11 protein-coding genes are annotated in these 17,739 nt (G+C 65.7%); 6 read left to right on the top strand and 5 right to left on the bottom strand.

What is annotated here, in order from left to right; translation table 11 throughout:
* Window positions 1–81: 81 nt before the first annotated feature.
* Both AC1PLA_RS06785 and galA read left to right on the top strand, forming a co-directional pair.
* Window positions 82–1,281: a glycoside hydrolase family 53 protein gene (locus AC1PLA_RS06785; RefSeq protein WP_481105833.1), complete on the top strand. Its 1,200-nt coding sequence runs from the start codon at window positions 82–84 to the stop codon at window positions 1,279–1,281.
* On the top strand, window positions 1,278–3,845 hold the full coding sequence (galA, locus tag AC1PLA_RS06780) for a beta-galactosidase GalA (RefSeq protein WP_481105832.1): 2,568 nt from the start codon (window positions 1,278–1,280) through the stop codon (window positions 3,843–3,845). Before AC1PLA_RS06785 ends, galA begins: the two co-directional genes overlap by 4 nt.
* Before the next feature lie 191 nt (window positions 3,846–4,036).
* On the opposite strand, the gene AC1PLA_RS06775 is transcribed toward galA, so the two are convergent.
* Together AC1PLA_RS06775 and AC1PLA_RS06770 are read right to left on the bottom strand one after the other, a co-directional pair.
* Complete coding sequence (locus AC1PLA_RS06775; protein WP_016903192.1) at window positions 4,037–4,342, bottom strand: hypothetical protein; 306 nt, start codon at window positions 4,340–4,342, stop codon at window positions 4,037–4,039.
* A gap of 212 nt (window positions 4,343–4,554) precedes the next feature.
* The gene (locus AC1PLA_RS06770; RefSeq protein ID WP_481106167.1) at window positions 4,555–6,480 is read right to left on the bottom strand and encodes an alpha-L-fucosidase; all 1,926 of its coding nucleotides are present in this window, start codon (window positions 6,478–6,480) and stop codon (window positions 4,555–4,557) included.
* An 875-nt stretch (window positions 6,481–7,355) separates the two neighbouring features.
* On the opposite strand from AC1PLA_RS06770, the gene mutS reads away from it, so the two are divergent.
* From mutS to katG, 3 genes are all read left to right on the top strand, one after another.
* Window positions 7,356–9,911, top strand: a complete 2,556-nt coding sequence (gene mutS / locus AC1PLA_RS06765; protein ID WP_349779135.1) for a DNA mismatch repair protein MutS — start codon at window positions 7,356–7,358, stop codon at window positions 9,909–9,911.
* A 233-nt stretch (window positions 9,912–10,144) separates the two neighbouring features.
* Complete coding sequence (locus AC1PLA_RS06760) at window positions 10,145–10,759, top strand: DUF937 domain-containing protein (protein WP_102583605.1); 615 nt, start codon at window positions 10,145–10,147, stop codon at window positions 10,757–10,759.
* Between the two features lie 362 nt (window positions 10,760–11,121).
* Window positions 11,122–13,368 (top strand): catalase/peroxidase HPI, encoded by a 2,247-nt coding sequence (katG, locus tag AC1PLA_RS06755; protein WP_481105831.1) that lies wholly within the window; start codon window positions 11,122–11,124, stop codon window positions 13,366–13,368.
* 522 nt (window positions 13,369–13,890) lie between these two features.
* Here the strand turns inward: katG and AC1PLA_RS06750 are convergent.
* On the bottom strand, window positions 13,891–14,298 hold the full coding sequence (locus AC1PLA_RS06750) for an RNA-binding S4 domain-containing protein (protein ID WP_016903197.1): 408 nt from the start codon (window positions 14,296–14,298) through the stop codon (window positions 13,891–13,893).
* A gap of 315 nt (window positions 14,299–14,613) precedes the next feature.
* On the opposite strand from AC1PLA_RS06750, the gene AC1PLA_RS06745 reads away from it, so the two are divergent.
* On the top strand, window positions 14,614–16,089 hold the full coding sequence (locus AC1PLA_RS06745; RefSeq protein WP_481105830.1) for an MATE family efflux transporter: 1,476 nt from the start codon (window positions 14,614–14,616) through the stop codon (window positions 16,087–16,089).
* A 331-nt stretch (window positions 16,090–16,420) separates the two neighbouring features.
* Here AC1PLA_RS06745 and rplS read toward each other — a convergent pair whose 3' ends face one another.
* Window positions 16,421–16,828, bottom strand: coding sequence for a 50S ribosomal protein L19 (rplS, locus tag AC1PLA_RS06740; RefSeq protein ID WP_005989873.1), 408 nt, complete (start codon window positions 16,826–16,828; stop codon window positions 16,421–16,423).
* A 144-nt stretch (window positions 16,829–16,972) separates the two neighbouring features.
* A complete protein-coding gene (gene trmD / locus AC1PLA_RS06735; RefSeq protein WP_039520068.1) occupies window positions 16,973–17,731 on the bottom strand; it encodes a tRNA (guanosine(37)-N1)-methyltransferase TrmD in 759 nt (252 codons plus the stop codon).
* Window positions 17,732–17,739: the final 8 nt, after the last annotated feature.

Raw genomic sequence — 17,739 nt, 5'->3', positions numbered from 1 at the left:
TTGCGCGCACCGCCCGCACGACGGCACCGCCGCATGCGGCAGGCTGTCACCCGCTCCACGTTTCATCTGTCGAGGAATTGCATGCGCTCCACACGCCGCCTCTGGACGCCCGCGCTGCTCGCGCTGGCCATCTCCACCTTCGCACACGCCGCCCCGGCCCCCGCCACGCTGTATCTGGGCGCGGACCTGTCCTACGTCAACGAGATGGAGGAATGCGGTGTGCAATACCGCGAGAACGGCGTGGTCAAGGACCCGTTCGAACTGTTCCATGCGCACGGTGCCAATCTGGTGCGCGTGCGGTTGTGGAACGATGCCCGCTGGACCCGCTACAGCGACCTGTCCGACGTCAAGAAGACCATCGCACGCGCACGCGCGCAAGGCATGCAGGTGCTGCTGGACCTGCACTATTCCGACGACTGGGCCGACGGCGAAAAACAGCTGATTCCCAAAGCCTGGGCCAGCATCACCGATACCGATGAACTGGCACGCACGCTGTACGGCTTCACCTATGACACGCTCAGCGCGCTCGACCGTGCCGGCCTGATGCCGGAGCTGGTGCAGGTCGGCAACGAAAGCAATTCCGATCTGATGGACAGCAAGCCGTGGGACAAAAAGCGCCCCATCGACTGGCAGCGCAACGCCAAGCTGTTCAACGCCGGCATCAAGGCGGTACGCGACATCGGCGCACGCTCTACGATCAAGCCGCGGGTGATGCTGCATATCGCCCAGCCGGAGAATGTGGAACCGTGGTTTGCCGCCGCGACCAAGGCCGGCGTCACCGACTACGATCTGATCGGCATCAGCTACTACCGCAAGTGGTCGACCCAGTCGATGGCCGAGCTGGGCAAGACCATCAAGCGCCTGCGCGGCCGCTTTGATGCCGACGTGGTGGTGGTGGAAACCGCCTATCCGTGGACGCTGGACTCCGGCGACACCTCGCACAATCTGCTCGGCCAAGACTCGCTGATTCCCGGCTACCCGGCCACGCCGCAGGGTCAGTTCCGCTACATGGTCGATCTCACCCAGCTGGTGATCGATACCGGCGGCGCCGGCGTCGTGTACTGGGAGCCGGCATGGACCAGCAGCAGCTGCAAGACCCGCTGGGGTACCGGCTCGTCGTGGGAAAACGCCAGCTTCTTCGACTTCAAGCACGCCAATGAAGTGCTGCCGGCGATCGACTTCATGCGCCACCCGTATACCGGCGTACCTGCAACGACAAGCACCCCCGCTGCGGGCACGCCAGGCAACGCTGCGGATACCGACAAGAGGACCCAGCCATGACCGGCATCAATCGCCGCGAGCTGCTGCGCGGCATGCTCGCCAGCGGCGTAAGCGCCGCACTTCCGGTCGGTACGGCCGGTGCGTTGCTGCCCGCCATCGCAGCTGCTGCACCAGCTGCAGGTAACACCGCCACGCCGCTTGCCGCGCTCGGCGATGCAGCCCTGGCACCACGCGAACGGCTGCTGTTCGACTTCGGCTGGCGCTTCCATCTGGGCCATGCCAGCGACCCGTCGCGCGACTTCGAGTTCGGTACCTTCCAGCGCAGCTTCGCCAAGGCCGGCAAGGACACTGCGACCGCCGCGCAACTCGCCTTCGACGACAGTGGCTGGGAACTGCTGGATCTGCCGCACGACTGGGCCGTCACCCTGCCCTTCCGGCAGGAACCGATCTCGGCCACCATCACCGAGGAAGATCCGGCCGCCGCGCACGGCTACAAGCCGCTGGGCACGAGCTTTCCGGAAACAAGCGTGGGCTGGTATCGCCGCGTGCTGCAGATTCCCGCAGACGATCTGGGCAAGCGCATCAGCCTGGTGTTCGACGGCGTGTTCCGCGACTGCGTCGTGTTCTGCAATGGCCACATCGTCGGGCGCAACGCCAGCGGCTATTGCGGCTTCGAGGTCGACCTCAGCGACGTGCTCGACTACGGCAAGCCCAACCTGATCGCGGTGCGTGTGGATGCCACGCTGGGCGAAGGCTGGTTCTACGAAGGCGCCGGCATCTATCGCCATCTGTGGTTGCACAAGACTGACCCGCTGCATCTGCCGCAGGACGGCGTGTTCGTGCGCAGCACGCTGCAAGGCGCCACCGCAACCGCGCAGCTGTCCACCGAGGTGCGCAACGACGGCAGCGCCCCGCGCCAGTGCACGGTGCAGGCGCGCGTGACCGCACCGGATGGACGCGTCGTCGCACAGGCAGCCAGCACCGCGGTCACCGTTGCACCCGGCCAGGTGCACCTCGTCGAACAGACCCTGCCGCTCGGCGAAGCGGCGCTATGGTCGATCGACACTCCGCAGCTCTACCGCCTGACCACCAGCGTGCACAGCGACGGCAAGGCGGTCGATGCGCTGGTCACCCCGTTCGGCGTGCGCACGGCCGTCTTCGATGCACAGCGCGGCTTCCTGTTGAACGGTACGCCACTCAAGCTGCACGGCACCAACAATCACCAGGACCACGCCGGCGTCGGCACCGCCATCCCCGACAGCCTGCACGAATGGCGCCTGCGCCAGCTCAAGTCGATGGGCTGCAACGCGTACCGCAGCTCGCACAATCCGGCCACGCCCGAACTGCTCGCGCTGTGCGACCGGCTCGGCATGTTCGTGATCGAGGAAACCCGCCGCATGTCCACCGACCCCGAGGCGATGGGCGAGCTGGAGACGATGGTGCGGCGCGGGCGCAATCATCCCAGCGTGATCCTGTGGTCGCTCGGCAACGAAGAGCCGCAGCAGGTCACCGAGCGCGGCGCACGCATCGTCAGCCGCATGCAGCAACGCGTGCGCCAGCTCGATCCCACCCGTCCCACCACTTTCGCCATGGACAAGGGCTTTGGCGATGGCGTCGGCCAGGTCGTGGATGTGGTCGGCTTCAACTACCGCACCAGTCAGATGGATGGCTTCCACGCGCAATATCCGCACATTCCGATCTACGGCAGCGAAACCGGCAGCACGGTGTCGGTGCGTGGCAACTACCGGCGCGACGATGCGCGCGGCTACACCCGCGCCTACGACACCGACCACCCATGGTGGGCCAGCACCGCCGAAGCCTGGTGGAGCTATGTCGCGCAGCGCCCGTATATCGCTGGCGGCTTCATCTGGACCGGCTTCGATTACCGCGGCGAACCCACGCCCTACAACCGCTGGCCGAATGTCGCCTCGCAGTTCGGCGTGCTCGACAGTTGCGGGTTTCCCAAGGACAACTACTGGTACTACCGCGCGCAATGGACCAGCGAACCGGTGCTGCATCTGTTCCCGCACTGGAACTGGGACGGCCTGCTGCAGCCCGATGACAAGGGCCGCATCCAGGTCTGGTGCCACAGCAATCTCGAAGCGGTGGAACTGCTGGTCAACGGCGTCAGCCAGGGCCTGCAGCAGGTGCCGGCCTACGGCCATGTCGAATGGCGCGTGGTCTACGCACCGGGCGTGATCGAGGCACGCGGCTATCGCGGCGGCAACTTGGTGCTCAGCGAACGCCGCGAGACGGCCGGCAAACCGGCAGCGATCCGCCTGAGCTGCGACCGCAATGCAGTGCGCGCGGATGCCGAAGACGTGGCGGTGGTCAAGGTGGAGATCGTCGATGCGCAGGGCCGCCTGGTACCGACCGCCGACAGCCTGGTGCAGTTCGCGCTGCGCGGGCCTGCGCGGTTGATCGGCGTGGGCAACGGCGACCCCGCCAGCCATGAGGACGACAAGGCGCCGCAACGCAAGGCCTTCAATGGACTGTGTGCGGCCCTACTGCAGAGCACGCGCAGCGCCGGCAGCATCGTCTTGCAGGCCACCGCACCCGGCCTCGCCGCTGCCACCCTGCGCCTGGATGCCGACAAGGCCAAACCGCGCGCATCGGTGGCCTGACGCAGGCCGTAGCAGCGGCTGCAGTGATTATCAGGAACCATGTCAGCACCAACCCACCGCAGGGCTGGGAGCCATGACTGGCTCCCGGCACAGTCAGTCGCCTGCGCCCGCGTGCGCAGGCGACATGCAGTGGTTACACCCGCCCGGCCCATCGCTGTTACCCCCGGCGACTGGACCACTGGCGGGCGGGTTCACGCATCCGTGCTCCCTGCATCCGGCGCACGCGGAAAGTAGCGGCTGAGCTTTTCTTCCCACGCCTGGAACTGCTCAAGCGTGTAGGCATCCATCGGCCGCGGATCGGCAGCGACCGCTTTTTTCTGCGCCACATACGCGATGCGCTGGGACGACAGCTCGTCCCACGCCTTGCGCAGCATCACCGGATCGGGATGCGAGACCATCATCGCTTCCAGCAGCGTGGCCTGCGCCACGCGTGCGGCCAGCAGGTCGCTGAGCGCCTCGGTCACGGCCTGCATCCACTCTTGCTGTTTCTGTTCCATACCCAACCGATCGCTTGCCTCGTGCGCCGCGCACCATAGCGCGTCATCCGGAACGGCGGTGTGCAAGCACGGTTCAAAATTCAGGTCACCACGTGATGCGAACACGTGATTGATCTCTGCATCGCTTCGCCTGATCCATCTCATGCCCGCGACACTGCATCACCGCAACGATGTGCTCCCGCGCGGCGCGTGGCGGCGCGGGAGCGCAAGCCTCATCGCAAGCGCGAGAACGCACCGATACCCGCGATCGCCAACCGGTCGGCGGGCACCGCCGTCTCCGCGAACGACAGCCGCAGGTAGCGGATCTGGCGGACCTCGGGGAAATTCAGGCGCTGGGTCGAGAGCGCATAAGCGATATTGGACAGCTCGCCGGCGCCAGCCGGCTGCCAGTGCTGCCCATCTTCGCTGGTTTCAGCGCGATAGCCTTTAGGCGGCGCCGCACCGTTCATCACCGTGCGCGAGGGTGTGAGGCTGAAGCCGGCAACCTGACGCAGCGCACCAAGGTCGATGGTCGCTTGTACGGGATGACCTGGCGTGGGAGCGGGCGTGATCCAGATCGTGCTGGCATCGTCGTCGAGCAACGTGTCCGCCCCTGGCGCGCTGGCCTCGACAATTCGCCAGCCGGCGGTGGACAGCACGTCTGGCGCGTTCGCGGTCGGCCGCGCGACCGGCACGGGCGCAACGGCGCGGAACAGCGCGAATTCGCTGATCGCCGGGCACACCGGCGCCTCCAGCACGACCAGGCGCACCCGGCGTGCGGCGACCGGGCGGTCCAGCCGCACGATGCGCTGTGCACCGATGCACTGCGCTTCGGCCAGCCGCCGCCACTGCCCATCGACCTCGGCTTCGACCGCGAAGCGGGTGACGCGCACGCCCAGCGGCAGATACTCGCGCAGCCGGATCAGATCGAAGCTGTGCACAGCCGACAATTCCAGCGTCAGCGTCGGCGTGGTGACCTCGTTCGGCGTGGACCAGTAGCTGTCCGGCTGGCGGTCGAGGACGCGCGCCGGCTCGAACCCGGGGCCACGCGATGCGCTGGCACTGGCCTTGGCACCCTTGGCCAGATCGATGGCGAAGCTGGCGCGGATGGCGTCGCCGAAACTCTGCAGCACCGCCACATCGTGGTCGGGGATGCGGCCGCGTCGATCGGGCGGAAGATTGAGGTTCATGTTGGTGCCGCGCGCGACCGAGGTGTCGAAATAGCGCACCAGATTCTCCGGGCTGCGCACCTTGCCGTCTTCATCGGCATGGTAGAACCAGCCAGGGCGGATCGAGGTGTTGGTTTCGGCCGGCCACCACAGCGCCCCGCCGCGCACACCGGAATTGCCGTTTTCCTGGGTGTACGGGGCATTGGGCATGGTTGGCCAGCTCGGATCGCCGGCGATACCGTCCTCGTTGCCGCCCCAGCGGATATCGGCGCCGAGCGGGTCGAAGGTGCAGGCCATCGGCTGGTGCCGATGCACCAGCTCGATCATCCGTGGCCAATTGTAGTAAGCGGGCGCATCGATCTTGCGCGATTCGCGCGCTCCACCGTAGTAACCGTCGCCGCCATTGGCGCCGTCGAACCAGAACTCGAACAGGTCGCCATAGCCTGTGCAGAGTTCGACGATCTGCTTGCGGAAATAGTCGAGATAGCCGGGACGCCCATACTCGGCATGATTGCGATCCCAGGGGGACAGGTAGATGCCGAACGCCAGGCCAGCGCGTCGACACGCCGCTGCCATTTCGCCGACGATGTCACCCTTGCCGTTCTTGTAGGGCGAGTTCCGGATGCAATGCTCGGTCAGGCGCGTCGGCCAAAGACAAAACCCATCGTGATGCTTGGCCGTAAAAATGAGCCCTTTCAGATTGCCGGCCTTGGCAGCAGCAACAATTTGATCGGGTGAAAAATCGCTGGGATCGAATTTGCGCGGATCCTCGTCGCCGTAGCCCCATTCCTTGTCGGTGAAGGTGTTCATCGCAAAATGCACGAAGGCGTATTGCTCCCACCGATGCCAGCGCAGCTGTCGCGCGCTGGGCACCGCACCCCACGGCGCGGGGCTGCTGGCGCGTGATGTTTGCGCGATGCGAGCTGCCGAGGCACTGAAGCTGGCGGCGGCCACCACACCCGTGGCAAGAAAGGTACGACGATCGATCATTAGCGCCTCCGACTTTGCACAAGTTTCGATCTTAGCTTTTCCCAAGGCGAAAGAGTCCCAAAGCAACAGGCGGTTTGTGCAATGCGCCGCGCACACGCGGGCCTTTGCGCGGCGAGCGCCGAACAGCGCGCCAAGCAAGCCGGGCATGCGTCGTTTGATGGCTGATGGCCGCGCCGCACGCTGCGTTGTTGGGGTCGCATGGCTGCATCTTGCGTACGCGAAGCGCGTTCCGCGAACAGAACGGACACTGGCTAGCCGACGACAACCAATAAGGACCGCACGACAGCGTCGGCGTGCCAACACCTGCCAAGTTTTGTCATCAACATTGACCTTAGAGGTCTCATCTTGGCTGGTACTGACTTGCGGAAGTCCACAGGTCGTGGCGTAGCAGCACGTGCTCGGGCTGACCGAGCCACACGCTCAGGGATCAGGCCGCCCAGCCGGCAGCCGTGCGCACTAGCGGCGATGTCGGATTCATCTGCGACAGCGCCGGTATGCGTTGAGCGATCCGGCAATGGACGTTTGAAGGCCCCGGCCCGATGGCCAATCGCCCACCGGGACCCAGGGCCGGCACCCTCTCGACCGCCAGCGCAAGGATTTGTCGGTGCGTGGGCTTAAACTTGCATCCGCGCCGACGTGAGGCGGCTCCTGGTTCCGTCACAACATCCCGTGCCAGTCCAACGCTTCGTCCGTTTCGTCGCAACATCGATTGATCTCGTTTGGAGGGTCGTCGCAACAGCCTCGCAACAAATCACCGTTACTCGCCGCTGGCGACCCTGATTGACCGCCACATCCCGGAAGAACATTTCTTGCAAAGCACTGACACAAAAGAAAAAACCAAGAACACCGGTGGGGCTGCAGAGCACACCCCGCTGATGAAGCAATTCTTCGCCGCCAAGTCGGACTACCCCGACCTGCTGCTGTTTTTCCGCATGGGCGATTTCTACGAGCTGTTCTACGACGATGCGCGCAAGGCTGCGCGGCTGCTCGACATCACCCTGACCCAGCGCGGCAGCTCCGGCGGTGCGCCGATCCCCATGGCCGGCGTGCCGGTGCATGCCTACGAGGGCTATCTGGCGCGGCTGGTGGCGTTGGGCGAGTCGGTGGCGATCTGCGAGCAGATCGGCGACCCGGCGCTGGCCAAGGGTCTGGTCGAGCGCAAGGTGGTGCGCATCGTCACCCCCGGCACGGTCACCGACGAGGCGTTGCTGGACGAACGTCGCGACACCTTGCTGATGGCGATCGCGCGCAGCAAGCAAGGCTACGGCCTGGCCTGGGCCGATCTGGCCGGCGGGCGTTTTCTGGTCAACGAAGTGGACAGCGTGGACGCGCTGGAAGCGGAGATCGCACGCCTTGAACCGGCCGAGCTGCTGGTGCCCGACGAAGACAACTGGCCGGAGTTCCTGCGCGGCCGCGTCGGCGTGCGGCGGCGGCCAACGTGGTTGTTCGACGCCGACAGCGGCCGGCGCCAGTTGCTGGCGTTCTTCAAGTTGCACGATCTGTCCGGCTTCGGCATCGACGACAAGCCCTGCGCTACCGCCGCCGCTGGCGCGCTGCTGGGCTATGTCGAGGAAACCCAGAAACAGCGGCTGCCGCATCTGACCTCCATCGCAATGGAAGTGGCCAGCGAAGCGATCTCGATGAACGCGGCCACGCGCCGGCATCTGGAGCTGGACACGCGCGTCGATGGCGACACCCGCAACACCTTGCTCGGGGTGCTGGACAGCACGGTCACGCCGATGGGCGGGCGCCTGCTGCGGCGTTGGCTGCACCGCCCGCTGCGCCTGCGCGAGGTGCTGGTGCAGCGCCACCACGCGGTCGGCACCCTCATCGACAGCGGCGCCGATGCCGACGTGCGCGAGGCCTTCCGCGCGCTGGGCGATCTGGAACGCATCCTCACCCGCGTGGCGCTGCGCTCGGCGCGCCCGCGCGATTTTTCCACCTTGCGCGATGGCCTGGCGCTGTTGCCGAAGGTACGCGCGATCCTCGCACCACTGGATTCGCCGCGCCTGCAGACGCTGCACGCCGAACTCGGCGAGCACGATGCCACCGCGCACCTGTTGATCAGCGCGGTGGCGGACCAACCGCCGCTCAAGCTCAGCGACGGTGGCGTGATCGCCACCGGCTACGACGCCGATCTGGATGAGTTGCGCCGGCTGTCCACCAATGCCGATCAATTCCTGATCGACCTGGAACAGCGCGAACGCGCCAGCAGCGGCATCGCCACGCTCAAGGTCGGCTACAACCGCGTGCATGGCTATTACATCGAGATCAGCAAGGGCCAGGCCGAGAAGGCCCCGCTGCACTACAGCCGCCGGCAGACCCTGACCAACGCCGAGCGCTACATCACCGAAGAACTCAAGAGCTTCGAGGACAAGGTGCTGTCGGCGCGCGAGCGCTCGTTGTCGCGCGAAAAACTGCTGTACGAAGGCCTGCTCGATGCACTCGGCAGCGAGCTGGAAGGTCTCAAGCGTTGCGCGAGTGCATTGAGCGAACTCGACGTGCTGGCCGGATTCGCAGAACGCGCGCAGGCACTGGATTGGTCGCAGCCGGAACTGGACAGCGCCCACTGCCTGCACATCGAACGCGGACGCCACCCGGTGGTGGAAGCGGTGCGCGACCAGCCGTTCGAACCCAACGATCTGGAGCTGCATGCCGACCGCCGCATGCTGGTCATCACCGGCCCGAACATGGGCGGTAAATCGACCTACATGCGCCAGAACGCCCTGATCGTGCTGCTGGCGCACATCGGCAGCTATGTGCCGGCCAGCCGCGCGGTGATCGGGCCGATCGACCGCATCCTCACCCGCATCGGCGCGGGCGACGATCTGGCGCGCGGGCAATCCACCTTCATGGTGGAAATGGCCGAGACCAGCTACATCCTGCATCACGCCACGCCGCAATCGCTGGTGCTGATGGACGAGATCGGCCGCGGCACATCCACCTACGACGGCCTGGCGCTGGCCGATGCCGTCGCACGCCATCTGGCGCATACCAACCGCTGCTACACGCTGTTTGCCACGCATTACTTCGAGCTCACCGCACTGGCCGACGAGTCGCATGCCGGCGGTGCCAGCGGCATCGCCAACGTGCATCTGGACGCAGTCGAACACGGCGAGCGCCTGGTGTTCATGCATGCGGTCAAGGACGGCCCGGCCAATCGCAGCTTCGGCCTGCAGGTGGCCGCGCTCGCCGGATTGCCCAAGGCCGCGGTGACCCAGGCGCGTCATCGTCTGGCCGAACTGGAACAACGCGGCGGCGAAAGCCATGTCGCGCAGATGGCGCCGGCCGCATTGGACGCCCCGCAACAGTTCGGCCTGTTTACCGCGCCCTCGTCCGCTGCGCAGGAAGCGCTGCAGGCGCTGGACCCGGACGAACTCACGCCCAAGCAGGCGCTGGAAGCCTTGTATCGGTTGAAGGCGTTGCTTTGAGTGCGGGGAATCGGGAATCGGGAATCGGGAATCGGGAATCGTAAGAGCGTAGTTGCCTGGCTCTAAGCCTTGCGGGGTTGGTCAACCCGTTGCCGTGTTGTTGTCGGAGGAAGTGGCTTGACTGCCACTGTGCGGTATCGCTGCCCTCGCCCTGCATTGCGACGCGTGCCGTGTTGCTCTGCTGCCGCGACGGGCGCACGCTGCGGCAACGTTTTGTCCAACCGGAGACACCCATGACCACGTCCGCCTCGTTGACCGATCAACTCGCCGCGCAGTTGCAAGGCCCGCAGTTGCAGCAACTCGCCAGCCGGCTCGGCATTGCGCCCGAGCAGGCGCAATCGGCGGTGCAGACCGCGCTGCCGCTGTTGATGGGCGCCCTGGGCCGTAACAGCCAGCAGGCCGGCGGCACCGATGCGTTGCTGGGTGCCTTGCAGCGCGATCATGCCGGCAGCCCGGACATCGGCAGCCTGTTCGGTGCGCTGCTGGGCGGCTCGGCCAGCGGTGCGCAAGGCAATGGCGCCGGTATCGTGGGGCATCTGTTCGGCGACAGGGCGCCGCAGGCTGCCGCCGGTCTGGGCCAGGCCACCGGCCTGGAAACCGGCAAGGCCAATCAACTGCTGCAGTTGCTGGCGCCCATCGTGATGGCCTATCTGGCCAAGCGTTTCCTCGGCGGCAATGCCGCTGCCAGCAGCCAGCTCGGCCCGGCCCTGGCGCAGGAACAGCAGCGCGCCAGCAGCGACACCGGGATCAACGGCTTGCTGGGCAGCGTGCTGGATCAGGACGGCGACGGAAAGCTTGGACTGGGCGATGTCATGAAGCTCGGCGGCAGCCTGTTTAGCAAGCGCTGAGATCGCAGGCACGGGTCGGTTCGGCACCGGCGTGCCATCCATAGCGTCTCGCTATCGATATGGTTGAATAATTCGAATTCCCCAACCGATCGATGCTGCTTATCGTGTGCGCACGCCACCACGATGAGTCCGCCTGATGCGTCTGTCTGCCAGTCACAGTCTGCATATCGACCTATACCGGCGCCTGCAGGCAGGCGCTAGCATCGGCACACCCGGCGACCATTCTCGATAACCCCACGGCCGCATCTGCGCCTTCGATCGATGACCACCGCTGACGCATTGCCCACCTTTTCGATTCCACCAGCACGTGTCCGCAGTTTCGGCACACAGCTCCCCAAGTGCTCACGCACACAGGTATTGCCATGACAACCGAAGCAAAGTGCCCTTTCAATCACGCCGTCGTCGGTACCGGAACCACCAACCGCGATTGGTGGCCCAAGCAGTTGCGCGTGGACCTGCTCAGCCAGCATTCGAGCAAGTCCAACCCGCTGGGCCAGACCTTCAATTATGCCGAGGCGTTCAAGCGCATCGATCTGGCCGCACTCAAGCAGGAACTGCGTGCGCTGATGACCGACTCGCAGGACTGGTGGCCGGCCGACTTCGGCCATTACGGGCCGCTGTTTGTGCGCATGGCCTGGCATAGCGCCGGCACCTACCGCATCGGCGACGGGCGTGGCGGCGGCGGTCGCGGCCAGCAGCGCTTCGCACCGCTCAATAGCTGGCCGGACAATGTCAGCCTGGACAAGGCGCGCCGCCTGCTGTGGCCGATCAAGCAGAAGTACGGCCAGGCGATCTCCTGGGCCGACCTGATGATCCTCACCGGCAACGTCGCGCTGGAAAGCATGGGCTTCAAGACCTTCGGCTTTGCCGGTGGCCGCGAAGACACCTGGGAACCGGATCAGGACCTGTACTGGGGCCGCGAAACCAAGTGGCTGGGTGGCGACGAGCGCTATTCGCGTGGTTCGCCCGGCGTGGACGAAGCGCACGGCGTGCTGGTGAAGGACGACGACAGCGAAGTGCCGCACACCCGCGATCTGGAAAATCCGCTGGCCGCCGTGCAGATGGGCCTGATCTACGTCAATCCGGAAGGCCCGGACGGCAAGCCCGACCCGGTTGCCGCCGCGCGCGACATCCGCGACACCTTCGCACGCATGGCGATGAACGACGAAGAGACCGTGGCGCTGATCGCCGGCGGCCACACCTTCGGCAAGACCCACGGCGCCGGCCCCGCCGACAACGTCGGTGCCGAGCCGGAAGCCGGCGAGCTGGAGAGCCAGGGCCTGGGCTGGCACAACCGCTACGGCAGCGGCAAGGGCGCCGACACCATCACCAGCGGCCTGGAAGTCACCTGGACCACTACCCCGGCACAGTGGAGCAACGACTTCTTCGACCATCTGTTCAAGTTCGAGTGGGAACTGAGCAAGAGCCCGGCCGGCGCCCACCAGTGGGTGGCCAAGAATGCCGACGCCATCATTCCCGACGCGCACGATGCAGCGAAGAAGCATCGGCCGACCATGCTGACCACCGATCTGGCGCTGCGTTTCGACCCGGCCTATGAGGCCATCTCGCGTCGCTTCCACGAACACCCCGACCAGTTCGCCGACGCGTTCGCCCGGGCCTGGTTCAAGCTTACCCACCGCGACATGGGCCCGCGCTCGCGTTACCTGGGAACCGAAGTGCCGAGCGAAGAACTGCTGTGGCAGGACCCGGTGCCGGCCGTCGACCACCCGCTGGTCGATGCGCAGGACGCCGCCGCCCTCAAGCAGACCATCCTCGATTCCGGCCTAAGCGTGGCGCAGCTGGTGTCAACCGCGTGGGCGTCGGCATCGACCTTCCGCGGCTCGGACAAGCGTGGCGGCGCCAACGGCGCACGCATCCGTCTGGCACCGCAGAAGGATTGGCAGGCCAACCAACCCGCGCAGCTTGCACAGGTACTGGGCACGCTGGAGCGCATCCGGGCCGACTTCAACGGCGCGCAGGCGGGCGGCAAGCAGATCTCGCTGGCCGACCTGATCGTGCTGGCCGGTAATGCCGCGGTCGAACATGCCGCACGGGCCGCTGGTCACAGCGTCACCGTGCCGTTCGCACCCGGCCGCACCGATGCCTCGCAGGAGCAGACCGATGTCGAATCGTTCGCGGTGCTGGAACCGGTGGCCGATGGCTTCCGCAACTACGCCAAGCAGCGCTATGCGGTGCCCGCGGAGGCATTGCTGATCGACAAGGCACAGCTGCTGACGCTGACCGCGCCCGAGTTGACCGTGCTGGTCGGCGGCCTGCGCGTGCTCGGTGCCAATGTCGGCGACTCCAGCCATGGCGTGTTCACCGCCCGCCCCGGCGTGCTGAGCAACGACTTCTTCGCCAACCTGCTCGACATGCGCACCGAGTGGAAAGCCACCTCCGAATCGAAGGAGATCTACGAAGGCCGCGACCGCAGCACCGGTGAAGCCAAGTGGACCGGCACGCGCGTGGATCTGGTGTTCGGTTCCAACTCGATCCTGCGTGCGGTGGCCGAGGTCTATGCCAGTGCCGACGCACAGGAGAAGTTCGTCCAGGACTTCGTCGCCGCCTGGACCAAGGTAATGCAGCTGGATCGTTTCGATCTGGCGTGAGTGGCAAGGCGCACGCCCTCGTGCGTGCGCCTGCAGCTCTCTGTTTAACTACACGCAAGAGATCGACTTGGCACACTGAAGATGTTTGTAGAGCGGCTGTTCTGCGGCTTGGCTGCAAGGCCCTTGCCCGCCCACCGTCGCGGGACACGCCGCAAGTACGTCCCTGTAGGCTCTTACGCGGCATCCATGCCGCGTAAGGTCCCGCGACGGTGCGCGGGCAAGGACCCGTCGAGATGGTCGGTGTGCCTTGTATAAGAGCAGAGCATGACGTGCGCTGGTCGGATACTGTGCGGCTTGCACCAACACCGCCACCACTCGACCGCTAGCCAGCCGGCCAGGTCTTATGAGCGGTTCTCAAGCTTCTGATCGATGGTTCTGCACCGGCTACATCGCGCACCACAACAGAAAACGGCGCTTCCCACCTCAATGGGAAAGCGCCGTTCTTTCTTGATTGACCAGCGTGGCGAAGACCCAGGCGTTTCTTTTTCCACCATCCAATTGCAGCGGACAGACTACGCAGTCCTACAACGCGTCGATATCGCCAAGCGCGTTGATCAGCCGGCGTGCGCGCTTGTCCGGCTTGCCCTCGGGCGCGCGATAGCCGGTACGTTCGGCGGCGCGCTGCAGCCGCCATTGCGCCCGCGCCTCGCGTGAGGCATCGCTTTCCACATACAGCGTCTGTGCGACCGGTGCCGGGCCGCGCACATCGCTCAGCGCGGCAACGGTGATTTCGAAGATCTCGCCGCCACGGTCGATGCGCAGCTGCTCGCCGCTGCGCAGCGTGCGCGAGGGCTTGGGCCGCTGGCCGGCAACGTCCACCTTGCCGTTGTCCACCGCCGTCTTGGCCAGGCTGCGCGTCTTGAAGAAGCGCGCCGCCCACAGCCAGACATCCAGCCTGACCGTCGTCGCTTGTTCCACCAGTTGAGTCATCGCGTTGTGCTTGCCGTCGGGTCCAATGGGCTGCTGGCCGCTGCCGTGAGCGCCACTGCATCGGCGCGTCGCAACGGGCTGCGTTGAGCGGGAAATATCTGGGCAAGCCCGCTGTAACTCAAGCGTCGCTGCCGTCCAAATACAGCCTTCCTTTCACGCTCTGGCTGACTCATACAGACTGGTCCGCACAGCGTGCTCCGTGTCATCGGCCTGGCGGCTTCACGCTCCTGCGGCGGTTAGTACTTGCCTGGCGACAGCACGCCTCACACCTGCCAATGCTAGTGTTCGCAGCTTCCGCACCACGGCGCGCCTGCGATGCCCAAATCCGCAATCCTGACCGAAGGCCCGATCGGCAAGAATCTGCTGCTGTTTGCGATGCCGATCCTTGCCGGGAACATCGCGCAATCGCTCAATGGCTCGATCAATGCGATCTGGGTGGGCCGCTACCTCGGCGAGGCGGCACTGACTGCGGCGGCCAACGCCAACAGCATCATGTTCTTCCTGATCGGCTCGGTGTTCGGCATCGGCATGGCCTCGACCATCCTGATCGGCCAGGCGATGGGTGCGCGCGATATCGCGCAGGCGCGCAAGGTCATGGGCACCAGTGCCAGCTTCTTCGGCGGGCTGTCGGCGCTGATCGCGGTGCTGGGCTGGTTTCTGGCGCCGCATCTGTTGACCGCCATGGGCACACCGCCTGCATCGCAGACATTGGCCGAGGAGTACCTGCGGGTGATCTTCCTGGCGATGCCGCTGATCTATGTGTTTGCGTTCCTGTCGGCGGCACTGCGCGGTACCGGCGATGCCCGCACGCCGTTCCGCTTCTTGCTGGTGTCGGTGGTGCTGGACATCGTGTTCAACCCGCTGCTGATCTTCGGCCTGGGCCCGTTCCCGGCGCTGGGCATCGCCGGCGCGGCCTGGGCCACCTTGCTGGCGCAGGCGGTGGCACTGGGCGGTTTGCTGCTGTATCTGCGCAGCAAACGCCATGTGCTGTGGCTGGGCCGCGCCGATCTGCACCTGTTCCGCATCGCGCCGACCATCCTGCGCGCGCTCATCGTCAAAGGCGTGCCGATGGGCCTGCAGATGGTGCTGATTTCGCTGGCCATGATCGCGATGATGACGATGGTCAACGGCTTCGGTACCGACACCGCAGCCGCCTACGGCGCCGCGTTGCAGCTGTGGACCTATGTGCAGATGCCGGCGATGGCACTGGGCGCGGCGTGTTCGACGATGGCCGCGCAGAACGTGGGCGCGGGATTGTGGACGCGCGTGGATGCGACCGCGCGCACCGGCATCGCGGCCAACTTCCTGATGACCGGCGTACTGATCGGGCTGCTGATCGTGTTCGATCGCTGGACGCTGGCGCTGTTCCTGCCGACCGACAGCCCGACACTGGAGGTCGCGCGGCATCTCAACCACATCGGGATCTGGTCGTTCCTGCTGTTCGGCGTGAGCTTCGTGGTTTCCGGCGTGGTGCGGGCCACCGGTGCGGTGATCCCGCCGCTGCTGATCCTGGCCTTCGGTCTGTGGGGTGTTCGCGTGCCGCTGGCAAACGCCTTGATTCCGCATCTGGGAGCCGACGGCATCTGGTGGAGCCTTCCGATCAGCTCGCTGTGTTCGATGCTGCTGTCGCTGGCGTATTACCGCTGGGGCGGCTGGCGCAAGGCACGCATGCTGACCACGCCGGCAGATCCTGCCGAACTGGCCGCGGCTGCCGAAGTGCCGGCGCATCCGGCCTCGCCAGTCGCCGATACCGCGCCCATCGCGGGCGCGCCGCTTCCCCGCCAGCGCTGACGCCAGGCGGCACGCTGCCACACCGGCCGACATCACGCGAAAGCAGGAGCAGGACGCTGTATTGAAATGATCAAGACAGCGCGCAGGGATTTCTTGAGTGATCGGCCCAGCCGACGGACGCCATCGCTCGCCAAGTCGCCACGAAAAGACATCCCGCCCCACTGCGCAACATCCGCGCGCTCACGTGTAAACCTGTGAGCATCGCGTACGCACAACCGGCGAATCCCTAATCCCTAATCTCGATTCCCCAATGCCGATTCCCGATTCCCACAACACAAACGGCCGCCCGAAGGCGGCCGTCTGGCAACAGCAGGACAAGCCTGCCAGTGACTCACTCAGCCTTGGCAGCAGCCTGGCGAGCGGCCTTGGCCTGTGCAGCGGCGGCCAGATCTTCCTTGATGCGGGCAGCCTTGCCTTCCAGACCACGCAGGTAGTACAGCTTGCCGGCGCGCACCTTACCGCGACGCTTCACTTCGACCGAGTCGATGATGGCGCTGTGGGTCTGGAACACGCGCTCGACGCCGAAGCCGTGCGAGATCTTGCGCACGGTGAACGCGGAGTTCAGGCCGGCGTTCTTGGTACCGATCACGACGCCCTCATAGGCCTGCACGCGCTCGCGGTTGCCTTCCTTCACCTTGACGTTCACCACGACGGTGTCGCCCTGGTTGAACTCGGGAAGCTTGCGCTGAATCTGGGCGGCTTCGAAGTCAGCCAGGATGGTCTTGTTGAGTTTGCTCATGATGGGCACCGCGTGTCTGGTGATATTGGACCGGCAGTCGCCGCACGGCGATTGCTCGAGGTTCGTAGGAGGGCCAGACGCAAGGCTGGCCAGCAAGCCGCGTATTGTACCCCAATCGATAGTGCAAGAGCTAGGGGTGAGCCCTTATTTCTCGTCGCCCGGGGCGAGTTCGCGGCGAAACTCGTCCAGCAGACGGCGATCGTTCTTGTCCAACCCGGCCTCATCGAGCAGGTCCGGGCGACGCAACCAGGTCCGGCCCAGCGACTGCTGCCGACGCCAGCGCGCAATTGCAGCGTGATTGCCCGAGCGCAAGACTTCCGGCACATCGCCCCAGTCATGGGTCGATGGATGGCTGTAGTGCGGGCAGTCGAGCAGGCCTTGCGGGCCTTCGAAACTGTCCTGGGCTGCGGATTCGGCGTCGTTCAACACACCCTCCTGCAACCGCGTCACCACATCCACCAGCACCGCCGCGCCAAGCTCGCCACCGGACAACACGTAGTCGCCGATGGAGATTTCCATATCCACCGCCTGCGCCAGAAAGCGCTCGTCCACGCCTTCGTAGCGCCCGCACAGCAACACCATGCGTGGCAACTGCGCCAGCTCGCGAGCGAGCGGCTGGGTGAGCGGCCGCCCCTGCGGGCTGAGATAGATCACCGGCGCTGGACGCGCATCTGCCGCTTGCACCGCGTCCAGACAGGCCCGCAACGGCTCGATCAACATCACCATGCCGGGCCCACCACCGAACGGACGATCGTCCACCCGGCGGTAATTGCCCTGCGCATGCTCGCGCGGATTCCAGCCCTGCAATTCCAGCAAGCCACGCTCCTGCGCCCGCCCGACCACGCCGAACGCCGCGCATTGCGCGATGAACTCGGGGAACAGGCTGATGACGTCGATGCGCACTGGGGAAT

Source organism: Xanthomonas sp. NCPPB 1826 (assembly GCF_056725285.1).
Note: the sequence above shows the minus strand (reverse complement) of the source record. Positions and strands in the feature narration are given on the sequence as shown.